The organism is Levilactobacillus spicheri DSM 15429 (assembly GCF_001435095.1).
In the GTDB taxonomy this organism is placed as follows: Bacteria; Bacillota; Bacilli; order Lactobacillales; family Lactobacillaceae; genus Levilactobacillus; species Levilactobacillus spicheri.
In genome coordinates this window covers 103,240-129,081 of record NZ_AZFC01000001.1, presented here as the reverse complement: position 1 = coordinate 129,081, position 25,842 = coordinate 103,240, and the positions used below count along the sequence as shown (strand labels likewise).

Genomic DNA, 25,842 nt, shown 5'->3' with positions numbered 1-25,842 from the left:
ATACCAGCCAGTTAGTGGCGTAGAAATTCACTCCAACTTATGGGGTTCACTTCATTGCGAGTTTTCTGCCTGTTTTTGGTCTATTAGGGCTACATAATCGTCGGTACCAGGCCCCCATCGAGGCGCAGGGCCTCACCGGAGAACGAAGAGGCGTCGGGGCTGGCCACGAAGGCCGTGAAGCGACCGACTTCCTCGGGACGAATCAGCCGTAGAATCTGAGAACGGGAGCGGTGGTGCTTCATGAAATCGGCTTCCCACTGGTCTTTGGGCAGGTCGCTGTCAGCGTACATTTGATTAAGCATGGTCTGGACACCCTCGGTCAAAGTCGAGCCCGGCATGATGGTGTTGACCGTCACGTGGGTCGCCACGGTCAGCTTGGACAGGCTCTTGGCCAGCGACAGGTTCATGGTCTTGGTCATGCTGTACTGCGGCATCTCGCCGGACGGCATCACGGCCTCTTCGCTGGCGATGAAGATGATGCGGCCGAAGTCCTGTTCCAGCATGTGCGGCAGGTAGAACTTGGCCAGCGCGTTACCGGCCAGCACGTTGACGTCGAAGAACTTCTTCCAGGTCGCGTCGTCGATGTCCCAGTAGTCCATGGGGCCGAAGATGCCCATGTTGTTGACCAGGATGTCGATTTGCGGGATCTGGTCGAAGAGCCGCTGCTGTTGGTCCGGTTGGGCGATGTCGACGGCCACGCCCCGGGGCTGCGTCGCGGGGAAGGCGGCCTGCAGCTCGGCGACGACTTGGTCCACGTCGGCCTGCTTGCGGCCGTTGATGACGACGTCGGCGCCTTCACGGGCGAGTTCGGTGGCGATGGCCTTCCCGATGCCCTTCGTTGACCCGGTGATCAAGGCGGTTTTGTGCGTTAAATGTAGATCCATGATGGTTTCCCTCCTAAAGTGTCTCTGGCCATAGTGTACCCGGCGCGGCGGGGAAATGGTAGCGAGGCGGCTTGGGGAGCCGCAAACGGGCGAACGAGTGTCGGTTTAAATGAAAAGCCATGAAAACATTCGCGAACAAACCATGGCGAAATGTTGCGACAACCTGAAAACACCCTTTCAGCTCCAAGACCGTATTAAACCAGGGCGGTCAGTCCAATTGTCGGAAATTAAGGCGTGCCCTTCGGCTAAATCACCCAACAAATCGCCATATTTTCGCAACAAAAGCCCCTTATCTGGGGGATAAAACTTGCTAAAATGAAAGCGCATACAACAATAAATAAGCTAATTCCAGCAGTTAGGGGCAGTGAACATGAGCAAACTCAAGCTTTGGGAAAATTATCAACTAGTGGGTCAGAATCGGTTGGCACCCCGGAGTCATTTCGACACACACTTTGTCGATGATCCGGAGCACCTGCGCAACGGACAATTACTGAACGGTACCTGGCAGTTTAAGTTTTTGGCGGCACCCGAGTACGCTCCGCAGGACTTTGCGGCACCTGATTTCGATGACCAGGGGTGGGCGGCCATTCCGGTTCCCAGTAACTGGCAGCTCCAGGGATATGGCAAGATGCACTACTCCGACTTGTGGTACAACTTCCCCATCATCCCACCCCACGTTCCCTCGGAGAACCCCACGGGCCTGTACCGGCGGACCTTCGAAGTGGCTCGTATCGATCCCAACGAACAGTACTTATTGAATTTTGACGGTGTTGATTCGGCCTTCCAGCTCTTCATGAACGGGCACGAGGTCGGCTATAGCAAGGGCGCTCGCCTGACCAGTGAATTCGACGTGACCCCTTACCTGCAGGCGGGGACCAACACGGTGGCCTTACTGGTGGTGCAGTGGTCTGACGGGACCTACCTGGAAGATCAGGACATGTGGTGGCTCAGTGGGCTGTTCCGCGACGTGCACTTCTTCTCCCGGCCAAAATTGGGGCTATACGATCTTCAGGTCCGGACCTACCTGCAACCGACGCCGCACACGGCCGAGCTCGTGGTGACGCCGACCTTTACCGGCGCCGCGGACCGCAGCGTGACCTACCGGCTGACGGACGGGAAGACGACCTTGTTTGAAAAAACGCTGACGGGCGACCAGAGCCTCGACGAGACGGTCGCGGACATCGTCCCGTGGTCGGCGGAACGGCCACAACTCTATGACTTGCAACTCACGGTCCACGTGGCGGGTCAGCCCCTCGAGGTGGTGCACCAAAAGGTGGGCTTCCGGCAGATTGAGGTCGTGGGCAAGACCTTCCGGGTGAACGGTCAGGCCATCAAGCTCAAGGGGGTCAACATGCACGACTACAGTCCGACGGCTGGGCGGGTCATGACCCGCGCGGACTTCCGCCAGAACATCCTCCTGATGAAGCGGCACAACATCAACGCGATTCGGACGGCTCACTACCCGAAGGCGCCGTTCTTCTACGATCTGTGTGACGAGTTGGGGATGTACGTGATCGATGAGACCGATCTGGAATGTCATGGGTTTGAACTGACGAACCGCTACGACTGGATCAGTGACGACCCGAAGTGGCAGCTGGCCTACGTCGATCGGATGAAACGGACCGTTCAGCGGGATAAGAACCACCCGTCGATCATCATGTGGTCGTTAGGAAACGAATCCGCGTTCGGCGACAACTTCCGGGCAATGGCCGCCTACTGCAAGACGGTGGACCCAACGCGTTTAGTCCACTACGAAGGCGACTTTGAGGCCGAGGTCAGCGACGTCTACTCCACCATGTACACGTGGTTGGAGCACGAGACCAAACTGACCATGAATCAGATCCTCGAAAAGACGCAGAAACCGCACATCCTGTGTGAATATGCGCACTCGATGGGGAACGGGCCCGGTAACCTGAAGGAATACCAAGACCTCTTTTACGGTCACGATGAGCTGCAAGGCGGCTTCATCTGGGAATGGTTCGACCAGGGTATCGCGACCCAGGCGGGCGACCAGACCTACTACCGGTACGGTGGCGACTTCGGTGATGAACCGAACAACGCCAACTTCTGTATCGACGGGTTGATTCGACCGGATGGCCGGCCATCGACCGCGTTGACCGAGGTGAAGAAGACGTTTGAACCCTTCCAGATGACCCTGGTAGACCGGGCGACCCGGCAAATCAGGGTGATTAACCGGCTGGACTTCCTGACCAGCGACGATTACACATTCGACTACGTCCTGGAAGACAACGGCCAGGTCGTGGCGCACGGACCGGTGACGGTCCCGACGATTGCACCGCGGGAAGCGGCCGTGATCAAATTAACGGCCGACCTACCGGAATTGACGGCCGACCACCTGTACACCTTGCATCTACGGACCAAGCAGACGACGGCGACGCCTTGGGCCGACCAGGGCGCGGTGGTCAGTCAGACGTCCCTGACGCTACAGCGGCCGGTCGTACGGTTGCACCATGCGCGGCAGCAGGCCATTACGGTGCAGGAGGATGCGGTGACGCTGACCCTGACGGCGGGCGCGAACCAGTACCGCTTCGATAAGGTGCAGGGCAGCCTGACCCTGACCCATGCGGGACAACCGGTGATTCAAGACGGTCTGCGGATGAACTTCTGGCGGGCTCCCATCGATAACGACATGGAGATCCTGGACGACTACTACCACAAGTACTTCATGAACTTATGGCACGAAAGCGCCCTGGATACGACCCTGACGGCCGAAGAGCATGGTGACTACCGGGTGACGGTCGAGAAGCTAGTCGGCACCACCAACAGCGGGTGGTACTACGCCATCACCCAGACCTACACGATCCACGAGGACGGCAGTTTCGACTTTGCGGTTGACGGGACGGCGTCGGGGAAGCGCGATTGTGCACCGGCGATGCTGCCACGCATCGGGGTCGCCCTGGCCCTGCCACAGCCTTACCAGCGGGTCACGTACCGCGGACTGGGCCCGACCGAAAACTACGTGGACTCACATCAGGCGGCCTACCTGGGCGTCTTTGAGACGACGGTCGACGACCTGTTCGTGGACTACGTGAAGCCGCAGGAAAACGGAAACCACATGGATACGGATCGTGTGACGCTGCAAGACGGGCAGCACCAGATCGACGTGCAGATGACCACGCCGCTGAACTTCAGCGTCGCCAATTATGCGGACGCGACGCTGGAAGCGGCCAAGCACACCGTGGACTTACGGCCGGATGACACCGTCAGCCTGTACCTGGACTTCAAGCAAAACGGGCTGGGGACCAACTCGTGCGGACAGAACCAACTACAGAAGTACCGGTGCAAGTTCGACGATTTCCACTTTGGCTTCAACTTTAACGTACGGGATCGCGGGTAACCGACGAAAAGGAGTGACACATCTTGGCAGAAAAAACCTCGCGTCAGCGTTTAGGGGCCAACGCCCTCATGCTGATGACGTTCTCAGCGGTGTTTGCCTTTCCAAGCATCGTCAATAACAGTATCACCATTGGATTGGCCACGATTCCGGGGTACATCTTCGGGAGTATCTTCTACTTTCTCCCGTTCATCCTGATGGTCGCCGAATTTGCATCGGCGAACTCCGATAAGGAATCCGGGGTGCACAGTTGGCTGGAAAGCGTCCTGGGCAGTAAGTTTGCCTTCCTGGGCGCCTGGGCCTACTTCTTCGTGAACCTGTTCTTCTTCGTGTCGTTGTTACCCAACACCCTGATCTACGGGTCCTACACCTTCTTGGGCAAAAACGTCTTCGAAGGGGACTCGGGGACGCGCATCATCTCGGTGATCTCCATCCTGCTCTTTTGGCTCATGACCTGGGTCTGCATCAAGGGGGTCGCGTGGATCTCAACGGTGACCAACCTCGCCGGGACGGCCCGGATCTTCATGGGCATCATCTTCGTGGTATTGGCGTTCATCGTGGTCTTTGGGATGGGCGAAAAACCCGCACAAGACTTCACGTTTGAGACGGTGACGCCGAAGTTCAACTGGACGTTCTTTATGACCATGGCGTGGATCTTACAGGCCGTGGGGGGCGGTGAAAGTATCGGGGTCTACATCAAGGACACCAAGGGCGGTAACAAGACCTTCGTGCGGACCATGATTATTTCGACCCTCTTCGTGGGCCTGATGTACGTCTTAGGAGCCATCGCGGTCGGTTTCGTGGTACCTCAATCCGTGCTGAGCGGCAACTTCTCCAATGGGATCTTCGACATCTTCAAGATTCTGGGGAACTTCTTCAACATCCCCGGGGGTGTGATGGTCCGGTTAGTCGGCCTGATCCTCTTCCTGGGGAGCCTGGGCTCCTTGGCCCTGTGGACGGCCGCACCGGTCAAGGTCTTCTTCTCGGAGATTCCAGAAGGGGTCTTTGGAAAGTGGATCGTGAAGACCAACCACGAAGGGAACCCGACGAATGCGTTGATCGTCCAGGGAGTCATCGTGACGTTCCTGATGATCATCCCGGCCGTGGGGATTGGCGACCTGAACAGTTTCCTACAAACGCTGATCAACATGACGGCGGCGACCTCCCTGTTGCCGGTCCTCTTCATCCTGATCGCCTACATCGCCTTGCGGTGGAAGAAGGACGACATGGAACGGACTTTCCGGTTCGGGAACCGGGCCTTCGGATTGACCGCGGGGATTCTCCTGCTGTGCCTGTTCATCTTCGTCTTCTTCATGTCCACGGTGCCTGACCCGCACCTGATTGCCCAAGAATTAGCAGGCAATCTGCCGAAGGGGGAGGCTAGCCCGATTGGGACGTTGCTCTACAACGTGCTCGGGGTCGTCCTCTTCATGGGAATCGCCTGGGTCTTCTGGGCGCGGTATGAGAAGAAAGAAAAGGCGGCGAAGGCCACCACGTCGCTGGAAGAGTAAGCCGAGAAAAGGCCGTGATAAATATCACGACCTTTTTGGTATTTCTGAACGACGGGTGTTGAAACGGGTGATTAACGACTGCTAAACAAGCCCGATAAAACGCTATTTATATGCGTTTATTAACCATCTTTTAGATGAAAAAATGCACCTAAAATTAATTGCGAAGTAAAACACTCAATAATAATGACAGTTAGGGGGAATGTATGCTATATTGCTCAATGAATGAAAACGCTTACTTAGTCGATTTAGGAGGGGATTTTAATGTCGTTGAAAGGAACGTTACTGGGAACCTTGGGTGTGACGCTGGGTCTATTAATTCCGGTAGGGGGGCTCATCGATACGCCGCCGGGCGGGAACGTCGTCGTGGCCCAGGCGGATAGCGTCGATTCTGGGATCATTGGAGATGGCTGTCACTGGGAACGGGACAGTCAGTCTAATCTAATTCTAAGTGGTGGGACGTTACCCGAATACCAAGGGGAGTGGAATACTTACTTTGATATTCCGGCTAGCCCGATTCTGGCTGCCATCGCGGATCAGACGGGACTGTGCATTGAATCCGTGGGGAGTTCGTTCCCACGAATCATCTTTGCTGGACCGGTCAAAGCGGGGAAGGACGCGCGGGGATTATTGGGGGGCTTTCGACATTTAGAAGGCATTGATGGCATGGAGAATCTGGATACCAGTGAGACGAAGAACATGTCGTATCTATTTGCCCGTGAATATAATACGTTTGACTTTCCGGATATGCGTTCCTTCAACACCGACAGTGCAACGGACATGTCCTACATGTTTTGGGATTCGGTATCGGACCCGAATACTGTCCACTTGGAGAATTTTAATACGGAAAACGTGACGAACATGGAAGGTATGTTTAAGGCCTTTGCACTCGATAACGAGGGAACCGACATTTCAAACCTTAAGACGGATAAGGTCACTAATATGAAGGAAATGTTTGCACAAGCTGGTTTGCAGGAGGGAAATCTCACTCATCTAAATACCAGTCAGGTCACCAACATGGAAGGGATGTTCCGTCAAGCCAATGTGAGCGACCAGGACCTGTCGAACTTCGACACGCGTAAGGTCACCAATATGAAGGACATGTTCGCTAATGGTTACTCAACCAAGGTGGATGTTGGCCATTTTAAGACGGATCAGGTGACGACGATGGCCAACATGTTCGCCGGGAACCCTGAGCTTACTGACATAGATGTCAGTGGCTTCAACACGTCTCAAGTGACGGATATGAGTCATCTCTTTGACGGTGATGAGGCCTTGACCGAAGTGAACCTATCGAATTTTGATACGCGTCAAGCGGATACCACGGCAATGTTATCGGGTGTAATAGGCCTTGAACGCTTGGGCCTGGGCTCCCAAGTACAGTTTGCGACGGACCAGGACCCACAGCTCACGGAGATCACCGCCGATCCCGAAAAGTACACGGGTAAGTGGCAAGCCACGAGTGGCGGCACCGCCTATACCAGTCAGGAACTGACCCAGCGGTACGGAACGGCGGGACAACCGAGCGCCACCTATGTCTGGCAACCGGTCGGTCAACCGACGCCACCGGACTCCTCTGGGGATGGCTCCTCCGGCGGCGGGACCACGGGTGGCAATACGGGCGGCGGCACTGGGGGAATCCCAGTCACCCCGCCAACGACCCCAATCACGCCACCGGCAACTGATACTGATGAGCCGGACCAGCCCACCACGGTTCAGCGGCAGGCGCGGACCGTGGTCAAGAAGCTGGCCCTCTACCGGACGCCCACCTTTACCCAACAGTCCCGGAAGTTTTACTACACCAAGCAAGCCCGGACCCGGCGGCCACAATTGGTCGTGACGGGGATCGCTTACTCACAGGCGGGCCGGTTACGCTATCGGGTGCAGGACGTCACGCCAAGCAGTCTATATAAGGGTCAGACGGGCTACGTGACGGCCAAGACCGGTTTTACGGTGCAGACGTACTACCAACACGCACCGCGGCGGGTCAAGCTCTTGACGGCCGTTAACGCCTACCGGGATAAGGCGCTGAAGCAGCGGGTCAAGCACCTCAAGCGGGGCCAGGTCGTCCGCATCCAAAAAATCGTGCGACACAATCTGACGACGCGGTTAGTGCTGACGGATGGCAGTTACATCACGGGCAATAAGGCCCACGTTTTGGCAAAATAGGACTTATCCAACTAAGAAAGACACTAAAAAAGAGACACAGCGAGGAAAGTTCGCTGCGTCTCTTTGGTATATCTATATCATGGTCGAAGCCAGTCCTGATTAGGGGCCAGTGTCGTCCGCGCCGACCGTCGCCGAAACTCGGACGGAGATTGGTGCCGATACTTGGAGAAGGTCTTCGAAAATTGGGAATAGTCGGTGAAGCCGGACTGGACGGCCACCTGTGCGATGGTGAGCTGGGAGCGGCGCAGAAGCTGGGTCGCGTGGTTGAGGCGGTATTGGACCAGGTAATCCTTGGGCGAGATGCCCAGGTAATGCATGAAGAGCTTGTAGAGGTAGGTCCGCTCAATCTGGACCGCGGTGGCGATGTCGCCGATGCGCAGGTCCGGTTCCTGGAAGCGGTCCTCAATCAGCCCCGTGGCGTCCAGCACGTACTGCTGGTGCAGGCTGACCTCTAGGCGGCTGTTTTGCTCGTGGTCGATTTGCAGCAGGTTGATGATTTCGTAGAATTGGCCGAGGGCCCCGAAGAAATGGTCGTTGGCGAAGTCTTGGTAAACGCCGGCAAAGAGCTGGTCGAGTTGGGCCACGTCATCGTGGTGGTAGGTGAACGTGCTGCCTCCCAGCCCGGCCGCCTGAAGGACGCGTCCCGCGGCCGAACCACGGACGCCGATCCAACGGTAGCTCCAGGGATTGCCGACCAGTGGATAGTAATTATTATCCGTGTGAGGGGGGATCATGAAGCCGTCGCCGCAGGAAAGCTGGTGGAGTTCGTCGTTGATGAAGAAGAGCCCCTCTCCCTGGACGATGAAGTGAATCAGGTAGTAGTCGAGTTGTTCGTACTGGTAGGGCGCCCGGGGATGGACGTCTTCGTAGCCGACTTCGAAGATGGAGAGGTCGGCGGTCGTGGCTTGAGTTTGGTTGGCGCGAAGCCATTTATTCTCCTTAAACATGTCTGTCCCTCCCGTGGTTTGCCTCCAGTGTATCATGCCTGTGAAACCGGATACACCATTGCTGGGCTTTTTTTCTAAAGGGCAAGCCACCTTAAAACGGCCAGCATCCGAGGAGTAGGGTGCTGGCCGTTGCTTGATACCATTGAATTAGGTGAAGCCGATTAGTCGCGCTTTCGGAAGTCGGCGACCCCGAGGGCGGCAAGTAAGAGGACGATGCCGGCAACGATTGGGCTGACGCTCGACTTTTCGTTGGTTTGCGGCAACGTCTGGTCACTGGCCTTGGCCGTGGTTGCGGCTGGCGTCGTGGCGTGGGTCGTCGCGGACTGGGTGCCCGTCTTGGTCGCGAGTTTAGTTGGCGTCGCGGTCTGCGTCGCCTTGGTCGTGGCGGCCTGAACCTTCGCGGCTTGGCCGTTGGTCTTCAGGGTGTCGGTCTTACCCGGCTTGGTAGCCTGGTCGGCCTGGCCTCCTTGGTCCGGCGCAACCGTGTCGCCGTCACCACCGGTAATTGGTGTTTCTGGCGTGGTTGGCGTTTCTGGGTCGACCGGCGTTTCCGGTTCAACTGGGGTGCCTGGGTCGACTGGCGTACCAGGATCGACCGGGGTACCCGGATCAACTGGCTTATCCGGATCGACAGGTTTGTCTGGGTCGACTGGCTTATCCGGATCGGTCATGTCGTTCTTAACGGTGAAGTAGATCCAAGAGGAGTAGGTGGAACCATCCTTTGGCGTGACGTAAATCAGGTAAGTGCCACTCTTGGTGTCTTTATTAGCCTTGAAGTGGAAGGTGCCTTCAGCATCTTGGGTCACTTCGAAGCTGGCCGTTGCGTCTTCATCCTTCACGCTCTGACCATTTTCGTCCGTCACCCGAGCAATTTTGGTCATCGTTTCGCCATTCTTGAATTCGGCTAAATTGAAGGTCGTCTCGTTAGTGGCATGAGTGGTTGGATCCTGGAGCCCATTGATGGTGTTGACCATTGGGTTGAACGTGTCGTTATCGTTGGTCAACGTCACGGTCGGCCCGGTCAGTTGTTGGCCCTTCCCAGGCATGGTCGTATTCTGAACCCCCGTCGTGAAGTGGTTGTTGCTGTAAATAAAGCTAGTCAAGTTGTTCAGGTTGGGTAAGTCTCCCGTGAACTGGTTGTTGTAAATCCACAGTTCCACGAGGCTATCCGGAATGGTTGGCAAGCTTCCGGAGAACTGGTTCAGGTCCAGGTAGACGGATCTTAAGGTGTCAGCGAAACCGGTGATAGGACCCGTAAATTGGTTGAGTTCCAGGTTCACCATTCTCAGACCGGATTGCGACAGTAATTCGTTAGCACCGCTGGTTAGCTTGTTTTGAGACAGGTCCATCGTGACCAAGTTGGTCAGGCTGCTGTAATCGGGAATGGCGCCCGTGAATTGGTTATACGACAAGAAGGCCGTTTCTAATTTCTTGTAGTTGGATAAATCTGGCGCGGTACCGGTTAAGTTTTGACCTTGGATTTTGAGCATCGTTAAACCGGTATTGGTGCTCAGGTAGTTTTGCATGAACTCATCACCGGTTTGGTTCCAGTTGACCGGAACGGTATCATTATTGGTCAATTCAAAGTCGTTCAGGTTCTTCGCGAAGGACAGGTCGGTCATCGCCGACGAATCGAAGAATGACGAGTCCAGGGTGAGCGCGGTCAGGTTGGTGAAGTATTCCAGCCCCTGGAGACTCTTGATGACGCCGGCTGGCCGGTACGAGGCGTCCCAGACGACCTGGAGTGGGTAAGCTGCGTTGCCAGCGAACTGATACAGGTTCGCATCGTTGACGTCCTTACCGGCGGAGGTGAAGGTATAACGAATCGAGTGTTCCACCAAATCCCGCAGACTGGCATCGGGCATCCATTCCGAGGCGTCCTTGTTAAAGATGTCGGCGATGCTCTTGGTCGTCTGAGCGGCCTTGGCTGCTGGTGCGGCTTCCGGTGTCGGCAAGCTGTCTAAGACCTCGTCTGAGTTACCAGCTGGCGTGGCTTCGGGCTGTGGGTCCGTCGCTGCGGGATCGGTCGCTTGTGGATCCGCCGCGGGTTGTCCTTGTTCCGCCGGTGCTGAGTTACTTGGTGCTGGCGTCTCTTGGCCCGTGGCTGCTGGCGTCTCAGAATTGGTGCCGGCCGGGGTGTTAGATTCTTCGCCGTTATCCTGATTTTCAGTGGTTACGGGGGCGTCCGATTTTTCGCCGTTGTCCGAATTTTCAGTGACGGTTGGGGTGTTGGTATCGGTGTCCGGGACGGACGGGTCGTTTTGTTCAGGCTGACTTAACGTTACCTGTTTAGCGGGTTCCGCTGTCACGTCCGGATCCGTTTGGGTGGCCGCCGGGGTATTCCCCGCGTCACCATCTACGGTGTCCGCGTGAGCGCTTACATCTAAGCCCAACGTGCCTAACCCTAACGTTAAAACGGTGATGCTGGCGTAGAGCCACCGCTTGCCGGCTTTGTAGCTCTTGTAATGTTCCTTGGTTTCGCCGATGTATGATTGTTTCATGATGATATCCTCCTCGAAAAACGTGAAACGGGTATAAACTAATTGACTGAACCGTTATGTTGGCTGATAAATGCGACTGACTGGCGATTTCTGCCGATTATCTGAGTACAAACACTAAAATTGTTTATCCAAAATCTATAATGTGGATAACTAACTACACCCTTATTGTATCCGATTATAAAAAAATATCAAGTTAAATGTATAGGTAATTAATAATGTTTGCGTAAAAATGGTCTTATGGCCTAGAAAATGGGATTCCCAGGGGTCTGGCGGATTGTTTGCTGAGGTTATTTATTGCCCCTGTTACGGAATCGGTCTAGGTGACTAGACCAATGGCGAAACGCCTAACCGGGAGATTAGCAAAGTGGTCGATTGGGTAAACCGTTTAAGTACCGCGTAAATATGGTGAGCGTGGTGACCAAAGTGGGTACATCGACTCGACAAAACGGGAAGGAAACTCTCCCAATTGAGAATTTCCCTCCCGTTTTAATTGTTTTCCTGTTGATTGGCATCAATGCCGTTGCCGGCCTAACCAGTAGGCGCCACCAATCCCTAAAGCAATCAGGACCAGACCCAGTAGGCCCGCGAAGCCCATCCAAGGCATCCCCAAGAAGATCCAACCGTTACACATCGTCTCATCTCCCTTTAGGTTCATTATAGGAAGAACTCAACCGGGAAGTAGCCGTAACGGTCGTGTTTTTTCGGTGACTGACTTGCCGGAAAACGGTTCCTTGACAGCGCCCAGTAATCGTGATATGTTTAATTTAACATATGAGCATACATCAATATGAAAGTGAGGCGGCCATCATGCATCGTCTAAAAGCACCCCAGACCTGGTACCTAGTGGGTCTGATCCTGTTCATCGTCAGTTTCTTCCTGCCGTCGTGGCCCCAGACCATCGGGTTCCTGGCGGCGACGGTCCTCGCCGGCTACCACATCGTCGCGGAAGGCTTCACCCACACCATCACTGAATCGAAAATCCAACACAAGTTCGTCCCGAACGTGCACCTGCTGATGTCCCTGGCGGCGGTCGGCTCGATCATCATCGGCAGCTTCGAGGAAGCGGCCCTGTTGATTCTGATCTTCGCCGGCGCCCACTTCCTGGAGAACTATGCCGAGGGCAAGAGCAAGCGCGAGATCACCGCGCTGCTGAAGTTGAACCCGGTAGAGGCCCGGCGGTTCGGCGCGGGGGACGAGATCGAGATCGTTCCGGTCGACCAGCTGAAGATCGGCGACCGGGTGCAGGTCTTGAACGGTGACCAGGTCCCGACCGACGGCGAGATCCTCACCGGGACCGCCAACATCAACGAAGCCTCCATTAACGGGGAAAGCATGCCCCGCGAGAAGGGTCCCGGCGACGGGGTCTTCGGCAGCACCATCAACGGCGACTCGACCTTCGAGATGGTCGTCACCAAGGACAGCCGCGACACGGTCTTCGCCCAGATCCTGGCCATGGTCGAACAGTCGCAGAACTCCCTGGGAAAGACCGCGACCAAGATTCAGAAGTTCGAACCGATCTACGTCCGGACCGTCCTGGCGCTGATCCCGCTGGTGATCCTCGCCGGCCCGTTTATCTTCCAGTGGAGCTGGTCGCTGACCTTCTACCGGACCGTGGTTTTCCTGATCGGCGCTTCGCCGTGTGCCTTGGCGGCCGCGGCGGTGCCGGCGACCCTGTCCGGGCTTTCCAACCTGGCCAAGCGCGGCGTGCTCTTCAAGGGGGGCGCCTACCTGACCCAGCTGGCCGAGCTTCAGGCCGTGGCCTTCGATAAGACCGGGACGTTGACGGTGGGTCGCCCCGCCGTGACCGACGTTTACTTCGAACCGACCGTTGACCAGGCCACCCTGATCCAGCAGGTCAAGTCGATGGAGGCCCAGAGTAATCACCCGCTGGCGACCGCCATCGTGGCGCATTTCAAAGACGTGCCGACCGTCCCGGTCACCGTGACCAACGAGCTGGGCAAGGGCATCTACAGCGATATCGCGGGGCACAAAGTCGCCGTGGCCAAGCCGACCAGCTTCGCCCAGCTGCCCGCCGACCTGCAGGCGCGCATCGACGACCTGGCCCAGGCCGGCAAGACCGTGGTGGTCGTGGCCGTCGACGACCAGCCCCGGGGTCTCTTAGCCCTGATGGACCTGCCGAACCAGGCCGCCGCCCAGGCGATCCGCTACTTCCAGCAACAGCGGGTCCACACGACCATGATCACCGGGGACGCCAAATTGACCGGGGAGGCCGTGGCCCGGCAGCTGGGGATCGACCAGGTCGCTGCCAACGTCCTGCCGGAGAACAAGGCGGCCATCATCCAGCAGCAACAGCAGACCTATCCCGTGACCGCCATGGTCGGAGACGGGGTCAACGACGCGCCCGCGCTGGTGACCGCCGACATCGGGGTCGCCATGGGCGAGGGGACCGACGTGGCCATCGACGTGGCCGACGTGGTCTTGATGCAAAACGACCTGTCGAAGCTGGCCGACGCGCACCGGGTCTCCCGGAAGCTGAGCCGGGTGGTCTGGGAAAACATTATCTTTGCGATGGCCGTTGTGGTACTCTTAGTCGTATTGAACTTTATGGGCATCGCGAACATTACCTGGGGGGTCGTCCTCCACGAGGGGAGTACCCTGTTAGTCATCTTGAACGGGTTACGGCTCCTGTTGGCGAAGTAGACCAGCACTCGGGAGGGAAACACTGTGTCACAAGAACATTTATTAGCGGCCGCGGCGGTCAAGTTGCCGAATGACCGGGAGTTGGCGCCCATCTTAGCCATCTTCAAGGCCATCAGCGACCCCACGCGGATGAAGATCGTCCTGCTGATCGCCAAGCAACCGTTTAGCGTCAATGAAATCGCGAACCGCCTGGCCATCAGCCAGTCGGCGGTCTCCCATCAACTACAGACCCTGCGCCAGCTGGCCCTGGTCGAGGGCGTCCGGCAGGGCAAGGAGATCCATTACCGCCTGACGGACCAACACATCGTCGAAATCTATGAGTTGACCAAGCACCACGTGACGGAACACTGAAGACGCGGACAGTCTGGTACAACCAGCTGAAAATCAGCTAAAAACGAGTCTGAGACGTCTGTCCCGGACTCGTTTTTTAGAGTGGTCACGAATGTATCCGCTTTAATCCCCCAGCCGCGCATCGCCGGCATTGACAAAGGGTCCCGCCCCGTCATAAGATTTTACTTGTCGTGAGATTTAGCCATTATTATAGAAAATCATTTGAGCGGAAGGAAGCGCCTAGTCGTGAGTCGAAACCGGAAAATCATCATCACCTTTGCCCTGCTGCTCTCTAACGCGATGGCCGGGCTGGACGGGACCATCATCAACACCGCCCTGCCCGCCATCGTCAGTGACCTGCACGGGATTCAATACATGGGCTGGATCGTCGCCATCTTCCTGTTGGGGATGGCGGTGGCCACGCCCCTCTGGAGTAAGTTCGGGGAGAAGCGGGGCAACAAGACCGCCTACATCGTCACCACCTCGATCTTCGCCCTGGGGGCCCTGCTTCAGGGGATGGCGCCGAACATCACCTGGTTCATCATCGCCCGGGGCATCATGGGCCTGGGCGCCGGGGGGATGAGCACGATTCCCTTCATCATCTACGCCCACCTGTTCACCAATCTGAAACGCCGGGCCCAGGTCATCGGCATCACCTCGGCCAGCTTCAGCACCGCGTCCATCGTGGGGCCGCTGTTCGGGGGCTGGATCGTCGACACCTTCAGCTGGCACTGGGTCTTCTACGTGAACCTGCCCTTAGCGGCCGTGTCGATTGCCATCGTGGCCCTGTTCTTCAAGGGGAGCCGCGCGCTCAACCAGCAACCGGTCGATTACCAGGGGGCCGTCCTGATGGTCCTAGGACTGGTCGCCATCTTGGTCGGCATCCAGTTGCTAGGGACCACGGCCCTCTGGGTCACGGTCGCCTTCGTGGTGGTGGGGCTGGCCCTGCTGCTGCGGATGCACCGCGTCGAGGACCGGGTCAGCGACCCGATCGTGCCCAACCGGCTGTTTAAAAATGAAAAATTGGTCATCGACCTGGTGATCTTCGCGGTCCTCTGGGGCGCGTTCGTCGCCTTCAACATCTACGCGCCGATGTGGGCCCAGGGTATCATGGGCTTCAGCGCGTTGATCGGGGGGATGACCCAGATCCCGGGGTCCATCGCCAACTTCATCGGGTCCGAAATGGCACCGGCCGTGCAGCCGCGTATCGGCCGTTACGGGGTCCTGGCGATCGGTACGCTGACCTTTCTGGTCACGTTTGTCGGCATGGGCCTGGTCGGGTCCGACGCCAGCTACACCTTTTTACTGGTGATGGGGGCCTTTAACGGCTTCGGTATCGGGGTCTGCTTCACGACCCTGCAGGTCGCCGTCCAGAGCGACGTGGCGATGGTCGACGTGCCGATCGCGACCTCGTTCGCCTACCTGGTCCGGATCCTGAGTCAGACGTTCATGTCCTCCATCTACGGGGTCATCCTGAACCAGGCGCTGTCCGCCGGGGTCCGGACGCACCCCGCCATCACCATGGGCATGCTCAACCAGCTGACCAACTCGCAGACCGCCGGGCACCTGCCGGACCAGTTATTGCCACAGATGCGGGCCATCCTGTTCGCGGGGATGCACAACATCATGGTGACGGCGCTGGGGCTGGTAGCCATCATCGTGGTCCTGATCAGCGTCTTACTGGTGCGGCACCACCAGCCAGCCCGGCGTCAAGCCGCCTAAAATCAGCCTGTTCACGGGGCCTCGCCAAGATACTGGCGGGGCCCCGTTTTGGGCGTGCGTTGGGTCAAAATGCATGAAACGGCTTACCCGGTGGTGTATCATGATTGTATGCATGACAATTTGACGGAAGAGCGAGGTAATTTCATGGAAACGACACAGTTAAGCAACGGCGTCACCATCCCCATGTTAGGATTCGGCACCTATTTGATCGATAGTCAGGACGTCCCCGCGGCCATTCAGACCGCATTCGATGCCGGGTACCGGCACCTGGACTGCGCCCACATTTATCGCAACGAACCGGCTGTCGGGGCCGCTATCAAGGCTTCCGGCATCGCCCGCGACGACCTGTTCGTGACGTCCAAGGTCTGGAACGCCGACCAGGGCTACGACAAGACGCTGGCCGCTTACGACCAGACGCTCAAGGACCTGCAGCTGGACTACCTGGACCTGTACCTGATCCACTGGCCGAACGAGAAGAACTTCGACCTGACGCTGGACACCTGGCGCGCCCTCGAGACCCTGTACCAACAAAAGAAGGTCCGGGCCATCGGGGTCTCGAACTTCTCGCAAGACCAACTGAAACAGGTCTTTGAGATGGCCACGGTCAAGCCGATGGTCAACCAGATCGAACGGCACCCGTACAAGGTCCAGGCCGACCTAGGGAAGTTCGACACCGATAACGGCATCGTGAACGAGGGGTACTCCCCAATCGGCCACGGTCACCTGATCTTGGAGGACCCGGTCATCACGCAATTGGCTCAGAAGTACGGCAAGACGCCAGCCCAGATTGTCTTACGCTGGCAGATCGATACCGGCTTCGTGGTCTTCCCGAAGTCCTCGAAGCCGGCCCGGGTCAAGGAAAACTTTGAGATCTCCGGGTTCCACTTGACCGCCGACGAGATTCAAACCATTAACGGCTTGGACCGCGACGAACACCTGAACTACGATTAATGAATGACCGTTAAGCGGACGCGGCGACGTCGGCCATGCGGTGAGACGCAACAGGCAGGTAATTCTCGATTCTTGAGAATTACCTGCCTGTTTTTTGTCAGATGAAACGCGCACCAGTGACGCAAACGTCAATGCCGGAAGCCGTTCAATTATTAATTGATTTGTAAAGGGCCTCAAAGTATCATTAACTGATGAAATAGGGTATTCTAATGGCGAAATGGCGACGGGGCTGAACCAATTCACCAGCAGACGACCCACGACTGGTCGATTGGCCCGGCGCTGGTTTCCAGGCGGGTTAAGAGAGTCAGGGTAAGGAGCGAGAAGAATGACAGCTTTTAACGTGAGCGATCAGGTGCTGCTCCCCCGACCATATCGGGGCGTGGTGGGCACCGTGATCTACTACGATCAAGTGACGAACCGGTATCTCGTGCGTGTCGGCATTGAGCAACAGCTCTACTTCACCGCGGAACAGCTAACCAAGTGGTCCGCCGCGGCCGCCAAACTAGACGAGTAGCGTTGGGCGTCTGGGACGTGGGTCCTGGACGCTTTTTTTGCGCGCTGCGCGGTTCAGGTGAGAAATGGCCACTAAATGGGGGGAGCCGGCCAACCGGTGGGCGTGGTATGCTGAAAGCGGATAGATTGAAAGGAGCGATTCGATGACCCTGAGTTTAGATGAAAAGTTTGCCTACATGGCGAGCGGGCACCCCTACAATGACCTGGATCCCCGCTTGGAACGCCTGCGAGACCAGGCGACCCAGAAAACGGAAGCGCTTAATCAAGCGGGGAGCACTGCCGAAAAGGAACGATTGTTTCGTGAATTAGCGGGGCACGTGGGCGCGCGGCCGTTCGTGAACCCCAACTTTCGCTGCGAGTTCGGCCGCAACATCACGGTGGGCGACGACTTCTACGCCAACTACGACTGTGTGATCCTGGATGGCGCGCCGGTGACCATCGGCAACCACGTGCTGTTCGGGCCCAAGGTCGGCCTGTACACCAGTAACCACCTCTTCGATGCCGCGGAACGCCGGCGAGGGGGCTGTGTTGCCAAACCCATCACGATTGGCGATGACTGCTGGTTGGCGGCCAACGTCAGTGTGATGCCCGGAATGACCATCGGGGCCCACACCATCATTGGCGCCGGCAGCGTGGTGACCCATGCAATCCCGAGCGGGGTCATCGCGGCCGGTAACCCGTGTCGGGTGCTCCGGCAGATTACGTCCGCCGACCGGACCGGCTTCGATCCGACTAGTGGGATGAATTGAATGATTGAACGCAAACTGGCGCCGCAAGTGACTTTCGACTTGCGGCGCCAGTTGTTTTAAGGCCAGAACGGTACCGTTGGCCTACGTCTAGCGCGGACTCAATGCGGGCTTGGCGTTATTTTTTTCGGTTATTTTTAAAGCCGTCTGCACAAATAACCAAGGCCGCCACGATTAAAATGCCGGCCCCAATAAAGAAGAGAAACCGATATTGCGGCATGAATCCCATGGTAAATAAGAGCATACAGATGGCAAACAAAAAGAAACAGGCACTTGCCAATAAACGACTATTCTTCGTCAATGACGCCACCTCCCTGGGTAATCAGCATAATAGTTATAAGCAGTCCCAGTCAACAGTGATAGCTGCTATTAAGCGCCTTGCGGTTGGCAAGGCTTAAGCGGTGAGTGGCAAAATCATGTCGAGGTGTGGAATCCCGGTCTCCAGGTAAACGTCGCTGACGGGCTGGAAGCCGTAACCCGTGTAGAATTTTTGCAGGTAGGCCTGGGCTTGGATGTCAATCTGGACGGCGTGGGGAAACTGGGTCTTCACGGCGGCGATGGCCTCGTGGACCAGTTGCTGTCCAGCACCCTTGCCCCGGGCGGCCGGCGCCACGACGACCCGGCCGATCCGAACGTGATCGTGCTCGGGAATCAACCGGGCGTAGGCGACGAGGTGTCCGGCTTCGTCGGTGCCGAGGAGGTGCACGGCGGTCAGGTCGGCTTCATCGACTTCTTGGTAGTAACAGGCTTGTTCGACCACGAAGACAGCCGTTCGCAGGTGGTAAAGGGCCCAGAGTTCGTGGGTGGTGAGTTGGTCAAAGCGCTTAGCTTGATAATGGATCATGGCAAAACCTCCTGATTAACGGTGGCCGTGACGGCCTTTTTCGGTAGTATAGCACTGGTGAAATAATGGTGCAAATACACTGAAAAAGCTAACGACGAATCGGGGGATTGGGCAACCGAGAGATCAATCCTTATTGTTTAAAATAAGTGTCCAAAAACGGCTTCGTCTTCGCCAGCACCTGTTGCTGGGAATAGGTCTTTTTACCGTCGCCCCAGATGGAGATGGCCGACCCCAGGTTGCGCTTGCTGGTGGCCAGGTTTTGGTGGCTGGTCTTATCCCAAACGGTGGGGGTCCAGTGCCGTTTGAGGTCGTTTTGCCAGTAGCGGACGTTGGCCGCCTTGAAGGTCGCCGGCCGGGTGATGACGTACAGGTACCAGAAGTTGGCGTTGAGGGTCTGGAACCCGGCCCGGTTCAGCTCGGGCAGGGTCGCGCGAATCTGCCGGTGCGCCTTCGCCGTTTGGGAGTTGCCGGTCTCGCCGTCGTAGCTCCAGTAGACGACCCGAATATTGTGGTCGATGCGCCGCAGGTCGGCCTTCATCAGGCCGTCATTCCACATGGTGGTCTTGAGGCCCTTGCCCCGCAGATACCGGTTCAGGCCGTTGGTGTAGCTGACCGTGGTCGGCTGGGTCGCCTGGGTACTGGCGCTGTACTCGTCGCCCCCGATGGCCAGGTGTTGCCCCCGGTAGAGCAGACCGGTGTACTCCCCCAGCAGGGACTTGACGAAGGGCAGGGTCTGCTTCGCGTGCAGGGTCAGCTCGTTTTGATGCGTGATGGTTGCCGCCAGCTGACGGTTGGCGGCACTCGAGGTCTTCATCAGCTTGATCAGTGCGCGGGTGTGCCCCGGGGTATCGATCTCGGGGATGACCTCGACCTTGCGCTGGTGACCGTACACCACCAGGCTGCGGAGCTGGTGCTTACTGAGGAAAGCCAGACCGGTCCGGCGGTTATAGTAGACGTCCCCGCGTTTACGCGCGGCGGCCACGGTCTGCCCCAGGCGGGCGTTCTCCACGCCGAAGCGACTGTCGTCGGTCAGGTGTAGCTGTAAAAAGGTCCCGCCGCCCCGGTGCACGGTGGTGATGAGCCGCTTCAGTGACGCCACGGAGTAGTACTGGCGTGCGGCGTCGAGGATCAGGCCCTTGGTCTGGTGACTGGCGGCCTGCGCGGGCAGACTCGGTCCCCACCCCAGGCCGGTGACCAGCAGGCCCATGAGTAGCCAGTGATACCAACGATGCATAGAAACTCCCTCCCAAAATGACAACGTGTTTGGTTCAAATATACGGCTTTTCAGAAAAGATGGGTACTGAGGCGTCTCACAACTGTGAAGGGGGGTCAGAAACCACCGTCGAAAAAGAGGCCGTGACAGCTGTCGCGACCTCGTGAGGTGGTCCCCACTCTATTCTGCTGGTGCGGTGACGATGCCCAGGTCGATCATGGACTGGGCGGTGGCGATGATGGCCTCCTTGGCGGAGCGGGGATGCCAGTCCAGCAGGCGCTGGGCCTTGGCGTTACTGGTGCCGGCGTACAGGCCGAGGAGGGAGGCGACCATCCGTAGGTTCGGGTGGGTCAGGGCCGCTGCCTTGACCAGGACGTTTGGGATCGTCCGGGTGGGGAGACGGGGCGCAAAGGCGGGGAAGGCCGCCCGTAAGACGTTGGCGACGTCCAGCATCGACAGGGTCTCTCCGGTCGTGGCCAGGAAACGCTGACCGTTGGCGGCGGGGTGCGTCATGGCCAGGAGGTGCAGGCTGGCCACATCGCGGACGTCCACGTAACCGGAGTCGACGTTCGGTACGGCCTTGACCTGGCCGGCGAGCATCTGTTGCGTCTGGACGTTTGAGTGGGAGTACTTGGCGGACAGGACGGGGCCCATGACGCCTACCGGGTTGACGGTCGCCAGTTCCAGTCCGTGGCCCTCGTTTCGGATGAAGTCCCAGGCGGCCAATTCGGCACGGGTCTTAGATTCCTGGTAGGGGTGGATGTGGGACCAGTTCAGGTCCGACCAGTCCTCCTCGGTGTACGGCGTGGTGCGGTGAGGGTGACCGGCGAAGACGGCCCCGTAAGCCGAGGTCAGGACGACCCGGGAGACGCCGGCGTCCTGGGCGGCGGTCAAGACCCGGCGGACCCCGTCGACGGCCGGGCGAATCATCTCTTCCTTGTGTTTGAAGTCCAACTTGGGGGTGGGGGAAGCCACGTCGATGGCGTAGGTGGCGCCGGCCATGACCTGGTCCCAGTGACGGTCGGCACTGAGGTCGGCGGTCACGATATCGAGGTGCTGAAAGTCGGTGATGCCGCCGTTCGTCAGCATTTCATGGATGACGGCCGTCTTGGCCAGCGAGCGGACCGTGGTGCGGACCGCGTAACCTTGTTGTAGAAGTTGGCGAATGATGTGGATGGCGATAAAGCCGCTGCCGCCGGTGACGACGACTAAGGGGTGTTGGGTGTGCATGGATAAAACCTCCAGAATGTGATTTTTGATTAGGTGACACTTGTAACGTCTGTGGAAGTATCCTACAATGGGAACAACGAAAAGACAAGGGTCACGGCGGCATCTGTGACGGATTGGAGGAAATGTTATGGCAGCGACGCATCACGCCCAGGTCATCAAGCGGGACTCACAAACCTACTTGACCACGGCGTTGTTTCAACTGCTAGAGACGACCGACTTAAAGCGCATCACGGTGACGCAGGTGGTCAAGCGTGCGGGGGTCAGCCGAATGGCGTTCTACCGGAACTTCACGACACTCGACGACCTTCTGCGGGCGTACTTTGAACCGGCCATCGCCGCGCGGTTTAGGGACGTCAGCGACCACGTGCCCGCCGACCAGAAATTGGCGACCATCGGGGCCTTCTTCACCGAGTTCGCCCCAATGTTGCGGCTGGCGACCGAGCGGGGCTTCGAACACATCATTCGAACGGCCTTCGATCAAAACATGACGGCCTTTTACCAGGTGACCCTCGCGCAGACAGCGTTGACGTCCGCCCAACGAACCTACTGGACCCGCTTCATGAGTGCGGGCGTCTACGCTATCTGGCGCGAATGGCTGCTGGACGGGCAACGCGAGCCCTTGACCACGATTCACGACCTGATTGGGACCTTCCAGACGGCGACTATGCGGGCACTAATAGGCGGCGGGAACTCGCGTGGCGATTAGTCGCCGCTAGTGGTGGGCTAACGCAATCCCAAGTCAAAGAAAGGCGAGCCGAAGACTTCTGTCTGAGACCCGCCTTTTTTGACGACCGCGTTCGCGGAAATCCTGAATGAAACCAGGTCGGAACGGGCGTCCCCGCCGCGAACATGCTAAAATAAAGCTATGTAATCGGATACATAAGAGGAGGTTTTTGTATGGCCTACATTGAAGTAACACACGAGACCCGGTCGTTTCGTAACGGGGACCAGCTGACCGTGGCCAATCGCGACCTGACCTTTACGGTCGAACGGGGAGCCGTGGTCACCATCCTGGGACCCAGTGGGGCGGGCAAGTCGACGCTCCTGAACATTCTCGGGGGGATGGACTCGCCGACCAGCGGCCAGGTCAAAATCGACGGGGTCGACATCAGCCGCTTCACCCCCAAGCAGCTGACCACTTACCGGCGCCAGGCCGTCGGGTTCGTCTTTCAATTCTATAACCTGATTCCCAACCTGACCGCCCGGGAAAACGTCGAGCTGGCCTCGCAGATCACCCAGGACGCCCGTGACGTCGACCAGACGTTGGCGTTGGTGGGGCTGAGCGACCGGGCCCGCAACTTCCCGGCCCAGCTGTCCGGCGGGGAACAGCAGCGGGTGGCCATCGCCCGGGCGGTCGCCAAGAACCCCAAACTGTTACTGTGCGACGAGCCCACCGGTGCTTTGGACTATCAGACCGGTAAGCAAGTCCTGCAGGTGATCCAGGATGCCGCTAAGCAGACCGGCACCACGGTGATCATCGTGACCCATAACAGCGCCATCGCCCAGATGGGAGACCAGGTCATCCGGATCAACGACGCGCAGATTCAGTCGGTCCACCACAACGCCCACCCGACGCCGCTGGCCGACATTGAGTGGTAGGTGATGACATGACAACCGCTTATTTACGCGTCATCCTACGAGAAATCTGGCGCTCCAAAGCCCGTTTTCTGTCCATCCTCCTGATCATCTTCCTCGGCGTGGCCTTCTACACCGGCATTCGGGCGACCGGGCCGGACATGCTGCAGGCCGCCGACCGCTACTTCGCCACCCAACGGCTCGCGACCAACAGCGTCCAGTCGACGCTGGGGCTGACGGCCGCGGACACCCGGGTCCTCGACCGGCACACCGACCAGCTGACGTATCAGACCACCCGCTACCTGGACGTGACCCAACGGAACAATAACCGGGTGGTCCGGGTGACCGAGCTGCCTCGTCAGCAACGGGTGGACCGCTTGCGGGTGGTTCAGGGCCGCCTGCCGCGCCAGGCCAACGAAGTGGTGCTGGACGCCCAGGCCAAGCGCCTCCAACCGCGGCTGAAGGTGGGCGGGACCTACCGCATCGCCAGCACCGCGCGGTTGAACCGGCAGTTCACCCGGCGGACGTTTAAGATCGTCGGCTTCGTTAACTCACCCCGGTACCTAGAAAACGTGAGTCGCGGAGTGACCACCGTGGGTAAGGGGACGCTGGACTACCTGGCCTACGTCCGACCACGGACGCTGACCGGCAACGTGGCAAGTCGCTTGGACGTGCAGTTCAAGAACCTGCGGCACGTCACGCCGTACTCCGCGACCTATCGCCGCTTGAACCGGGCCAACACCCGGCAATTAAAGGCCTGGTTGCGGCCCAACGCACAAAAACGTCAACGGCAGCTCCAGCGACAGGCCCGCGCTCAGCTGGCCCCCCTGCAACGGCAGGTCAGTCAACTACAAGCCCAGGTGCCGGCGAAGACGCCCGCCCTGGTCGCGCTGCAGCAACGCTTGCGAGCCGCCCAGGCGCAGGTCGCGGCCATTCGTCCGGCGACCTACCTCTACACCGACCGGGCGGACAACCCGGGGTACACCGAGTACCACGAGAACACCCAGCGGGTCGTGGCGTTGTCCACGGTCTTCCCGCTGTTCTTCATCGCCATCGCCGCTTTGATCTGTCTGACGACCATGACCCGGATGGTCGAGGAGCTGCGGTTGCAGATGGGTACGCTGAAAGCCCTGGGTTACGGCAACGCCGCGGTCGGCAGCGAGTTCATGCTCTACGGCGGGCTGGCCGCGTTGCTGGGGACCGCGCTGGGCGTGGTCTTCGGCGTGAACTTCTTCCCGCAGTTTATCGCGCAGGCCTATGGCAGTATGTATAACCTGCCGGCCATCAGCGTGCAGTACCTCTGGCCCGACATCTGGGCGGCATTGGCCATCGCGCTGGCCTGCACCCTGGGGATCGCGGCCATCGTCTTGCGCGTCGACCTGCGCAGCTTACCGGCCCAGCTCCTGCAACCGAAGGCCCCCAAGGCCGGGAAGACGCTGTTACTGGAACGCTGGACCGGACTGTGGCGCCGGCTGAGTTTTAACCACAAGATCACCCTCCGGAACCTCTTGCGCTACAAGCAGCGCCTGCTGATGACGGTCCTGGGGATCGCCGGGTGCATGGCGATGATGATCACCGGGTTTGGGTTGAAGGATTCGATCGGCGACATCAGCACCAAGCAGTTCAACGACCTCTGGCACTACGACGCCATCGTGACCCGGACGGGCAACCCGACTCGCGCCCAGCGGCAAACGCTGACGCGGCCCGCCGTTTACCGGGACAGCCTGACGCTGAAGTCGGCGCAGGTCACGATCCAGGGCGCTGGCGTGGCCGAGCAGACCGCGACCCTGGGCGTCCCGGAGCATCCCGAGCGCTTGAACCGCTTCGTGACCCTGCGGAACCGGCAGACGCACCGGGCCTACCACCTGACGCGGCGCGGTGCCATCATCGACGAGAAGCTGGCCAAGCTCTACCACGTTAAGATGGGCGACCAATTGCCGCTAAAACTGGCGGGCCAGGGGACCCACAGGGTGACGATCGCGGCCATCGCCGAGAACTACGTCAACCACTTTGTCTACCTGAGCCCGACCTATTACCGGCAGGTCTTCGGTCAGCGCCCGACCTATAATGGCGACCTGGTCCAGTTCACCCACGACAGCGAGCGGGCCGGGAACGCCTACGCCGATACGCTGTTGCGCCACAACGGCTTCCTGAACGTGACGCTGATGCGGACCGAGCGGCAGACCAACTTTAAGACGTTCGACAGCATGAACCTGGTGGTCCTAATCTTCGTGATCTCGGCCGGGGCGCTGGCGCTGGTGGTGCTCTACAACCTGACCAACATCAACGTGTCCGAGCGGATTCGCGAGTTGTCGACCATCAAGGTCCTGGGTTTCTACGACGGCGAGGTCACGCTGTACATCTTCCGGGAGAACCTGATCCTGACGGGGTTGGGCATCCTGGTGGGGTGCTTCTTGGGGAACTGGCTGCACGCCTACATCCTGCAAACGGCGGAGACCAACGCACTGATGTTTTCGCCGGGAATCCACTGGGTCAGCTACCTGTACGCTGCGCTCTTGACGCTGGTCTTCAGCCTGGGCGTCATGGCGTTGATGCATCAGAAACTCAAGCACGTCAACATGTTGGACGCCTTGCAGTCCGTCGATTAACGATTGCGCTTGTCTTAGAGGTACCTCTAAGGACTACACTAGGATCAATGAGTGTGAAAACTGACAAAAAAACGCGCCGGGCGG

The 25,842-nt window shown here is 58.4% G+C and carries 19 protein-coding genes; 12 read left to right on the top strand and 7 right to left on the bottom strand.

Annotated features, from left to right (window positions below; genetic code table 11):
- Positions 1 to 89: 89 nt before the first annotated feature.
- Positions 90 to 884: an SDR family NAD(P)-dependent oxidoreductase gene (locus tag FD37_RS00540; protein WP_056962727.1), complete on the bottom strand. Its 795-nt coding sequence runs from the start codon at positions 882 to 884 to the stop codon at positions 90 to 92.
- A 370-nt stretch (positions 885 to 1,254) separates the two neighbouring features.
- Here FD37_RS00540 and ebgA point away from each other — a divergent pair, with 370 nt between their 5' ends.
- The 3 genes from ebgA to FD37_RS00525 all read left to right on the top strand — a co-directional run bounded on the left by ebgA (position 1,255) and on the right by FD37_RS00525 (position 7,916).
- Positions 1,255 to 4,242 carry a beta-galactosidase subunit alpha gene (gene ebgA / locus FD37_RS00535; protein ID WP_056962725.1) on the top strand — a complete coding sequence of 996 codons (2,988 nt, stop codon included), beginning with the start codon at positions 1,255 to 1,257 and terminating at the stop codon, positions 4,240 to 4,242.
- 68 nt (positions 4,243 to 4,310) lie between these two features.
- Positions 4,311 to 5,750: an amino acid permease gene (locus tag FD37_RS00530; protein ID WP_056962736.1), complete on the top strand. Its 1,440-nt coding sequence runs from the start codon at positions 4,311 to 4,313 to the stop codon at positions 5,748 to 5,750.
- A gap of 261 nt (positions 5,751 to 6,011) precedes the next feature.
- Entirely contained in the window at positions 6,012 to 7,916 is a 1,905-nt protein-coding gene (locus tag FD37_RS00525) for a BspA family leucine-rich repeat surface protein (RefSeq protein ID WP_056962724.1), read from the top strand.
- A gap of 77 nt (positions 7,917 to 7,993) precedes the next feature.
- On the opposite strand, the gene FD37_RS00520 is transcribed toward FD37_RS00525, so the two are convergent.
- Together FD37_RS00520 and FD37_RS13185 are read right to left on the bottom strand one after the other, a co-directional pair.
- Positions 7,994 to 8,863, bottom strand: a complete 870-nt coding sequence (locus FD37_RS00520) for an AraC family transcriptional regulator (protein WP_056962722.1) — start codon at positions 8,861 to 8,863, stop codon at positions 7,994 to 7,996.
- A 161-nt stretch (positions 8,864 to 9,024) separates the two neighbouring features.
- Entirely contained in the window at positions 9,025 to 11,364 is a 2,340-nt protein-coding gene (locus FD37_RS13185) for a KxYKxGKxW signal peptide domain-containing protein (protein WP_056962721.1), read from the bottom strand.
- An 807-nt stretch (positions 11,365 to 12,171) separates the two neighbouring features.
- Between FD37_RS13185 and FD37_RS00510 the strand changes: the two genes are divergently transcribed.
- The 6 genes from FD37_RS00510 to FD37_RS00485 all read left to right on the top strand — a co-directional run bounded on the left by FD37_RS00510 (position 12,172) and on the right by FD37_RS00485 (position 18,290).
- Positions 12,172 to 14,025 carry a heavy metal translocating P-type ATPase gene (locus FD37_RS00510; RefSeq protein WP_186811298.1) on the top strand — a complete coding sequence of 618 codons (1,854 nt, stop codon included), beginning with the start codon at positions 12,172 to 12,174 and terminating at the stop codon, positions 14,023 to 14,025.
- 24 nt (positions 14,026 to 14,049) lie between these two features.
- Positions 14,050 to 14,376 (top strand): ArsR/SmtB family transcription factor, encoded by a 327-nt coding sequence (locus FD37_RS00505; protein WP_045806453.1) that lies wholly within the window; start codon positions 14,050 to 14,052, stop codon positions 14,374 to 14,376.
- 225 nt (positions 14,377 to 14,601) lie between these two features.
- Positions 14,602 to 16,077, top strand: coding sequence for an MFS transporter (locus FD37_RS00500; RefSeq protein ID WP_147007722.1), 1,476 nt, complete (start codon positions 14,602 to 14,604; stop codon positions 16,075 to 16,077).
- Between the two features lie 144 nt (positions 16,078 to 16,221).
- Positions 16,222 to 17,028 (top strand): aldo/keto reductase, encoded by an 807-nt coding sequence (locus FD37_RS00495; protein WP_045806454.1) that lies wholly within the window; start codon positions 16,222 to 16,224, stop codon positions 17,026 to 17,028.
- A gap of 325 nt (positions 17,029 to 17,353) precedes the next feature.
- On the top strand, positions 17,354 to 17,542 hold the full coding sequence (locus FD37_RS00490; protein ID WP_045806455.1) for a hypothetical protein: 189 nt from the start codon (positions 17,354 to 17,356) through the stop codon (positions 17,540 to 17,542).
- Positions 17,543 to 17,690: 148 nt separating this feature from the next.
- On the top strand, positions 17,691 to 18,290 hold the full coding sequence (locus FD37_RS00485; RefSeq protein WP_056962733.1) for a sugar O-acetyltransferase: 600 nt from the start codon (positions 17,691 to 17,693) through the stop codon (positions 18,288 to 18,290).
- Positions 18,291 to 18,405: 115 nt separating this feature from the next.
- Here FD37_RS00485 and FD37_RS12695 read toward each other — a convergent pair whose 3' ends face one another.
- The 4 genes from FD37_RS12695 to FD37_RS00465 form a co-directional block, all read right to left on the bottom strand.
- On the bottom strand, positions 18,406 to 18,588 hold the full coding sequence (locus FD37_RS12695; protein ID WP_147007724.1) for a hypothetical protein: 183 nt from the start codon (positions 18,586 to 18,588) through the stop codon (positions 18,406 to 18,408).
- Positions 18,589 to 18,681: 93 nt separating this feature from the next.
- A complete protein-coding gene (locus FD37_RS00475) occupies positions 18,682 to 19,131 on the bottom strand; it encodes a GNAT family N-acetyltransferase (protein ID WP_056962716.1) in 450 nt (149 codons plus the stop codon).
- 130 nt (positions 19,132 to 19,261) lie between these two features.
- Positions 19,262 to 20,365: a family 20 glycosylhydrolase gene (locus FD37_RS00470; RefSeq protein WP_082605081.1), complete on the bottom strand. Its 1,104-nt coding sequence runs from the start codon at positions 20,363 to 20,365 to the stop codon at positions 19,262 to 19,264.
- 159 nt (positions 20,366 to 20,524) lie between these two features.
- The gene (locus tag FD37_RS00465) at positions 20,525 to 21,574 is read right to left on the bottom strand and encodes an SDR family oxidoreductase (protein ID WP_056962712.1); all 1,050 of its coding nucleotides are present in this window, start codon (positions 21,572 to 21,574) and stop codon (positions 20,525 to 20,527) included.
- Positions 21,575 to 21,701: 127 nt separating this feature from the next.
- Between FD37_RS00465 and FD37_RS00460 the strand changes: the two genes are divergently transcribed.
- The 3 genes from FD37_RS00460 (at position 21,702) to FD37_RS00450 (ending at position 25,758) form a co-directional block, all read left to right on the top strand.
- Entirely contained in the window at positions 21,702 to 22,280 is a 579-nt protein-coding gene (locus FD37_RS00460; protein ID WP_056962706.1) for a TetR/AcrR family transcriptional regulator, read from the top strand.
- 191 nt (positions 22,281 to 22,471) lie between these two features.
- On the top strand, positions 22,472 to 23,173 hold the full coding sequence (locus FD37_RS00455; RefSeq protein ID WP_045806460.1) for an ABC transporter ATP-binding protein: 702 nt from the start codon (positions 22,472 to 22,474) through the stop codon (positions 23,171 to 23,173).
- Positions 23,174 to 23,181: 8 nt separating this feature from the next.
- Complete coding sequence (locus FD37_RS00450; protein ID WP_082605080.1) at positions 23,182 to 25,758, top strand: FtsX-like permease family protein; 2,577 nt, start codon at positions 23,182 to 23,184, stop codon at positions 25,756 to 25,758.
- The last annotated feature ends 84 nt before the right edge of the window (positions 25,759 to 25,842 follow it).

Coding starts and splice junctions, on each gene's coding strand:
- FD37_RS00540 (WP_056962727.1), bottom strand. CDS start 884: ATGGATCTACATTTAACGCACAAAACCGCCTTGATCACCGGGTCAACG.
- ebgA (WP_056962725.1), top strand. CDS start 1,255: ATGAGCAAACTCAAGCTTTGGGAAAATTATCAACTAGTGGGTCAGAAT.
- FD37_RS00530 (WP_056962736.1), top strand. CDS start 4,311: ATGCTGATGACGTTCTCAGCGGTGTTTGCCTTTCCAAGCATCGTCAAT.
- FD37_RS00525 (WP_056962724.1), top strand. CDS start 6,012: ATGTCGTTGAAAGGAACGTTACTGGGAACCTTGGGTGTGACGCTGGGT.
- FD37_RS00520 (WP_056962722.1), bottom strand. CDS start 8,863: ATGTTTAAGGAGAATAAATGGCTTCGCGCCAACCAAACTCAAGCCACG.
- FD37_RS13185 (WP_056962721.1), bottom strand. CDS start 11,364: ATGAAACAATCATACATCGGCGAAACCAAGGAACATTACAAGAGCTAC.
- FD37_RS00510 (WP_186811298.1), top strand. CDS start 12,172: ATGCATCGTCTAAAAGCACCCCAGACCTGGTACCTAGTGGGTCTGATC.
- FD37_RS00495 (WP_045806454.1), top strand. CDS start 16,222: ATGGAAACGACACAGTTAAGCAACGGCGTCACCATCCCCATGTTAGGA.
- FD37_RS00490 (WP_045806455.1), top strand. CDS start 17,354: ATGACAGCTTTTAACGTGAGCGATCAGGTGCTGCTCCCCCGACCATAT.
- FD37_RS00475 (WP_056962716.1), bottom strand. CDS start 19,131: ATGATCCATTATCAAGCTAAGCGCTTTGACCAACTCACCACCCACGAA.
- FD37_RS00470 (WP_082605081.1), bottom strand. CDS start 20,365: ATGCATCGTTGGTATCACTGGCTACTCATGGGCCTGCTGGTCACCGGC.
- FD37_RS00465 (WP_056962712.1), bottom strand. CDS start 21,574: ATGCACACCCAACACCCCTTAGTCGTCGTCACCGGCGGCAGCGGCTTT.
- FD37_RS00460 (WP_056962706.1), top strand. CDS start 21,702: ATGGCAGCGACGCATCACGCCCAGGTCATCAAGCGGGACTCACAAACC.
- FD37_RS00455 (WP_045806460.1), top strand. CDS start 22,472: ATGGCCTACATTGAAGTAACACACGAGACCCGGTCGTTTCGTAACGGG.
- FD37_RS00450 (WP_082605080.1), top strand. CDS start 23,182: ATGACAACCGCTTATTTACGCGTCATCCTACGAGAAATCTGGCGCTCC.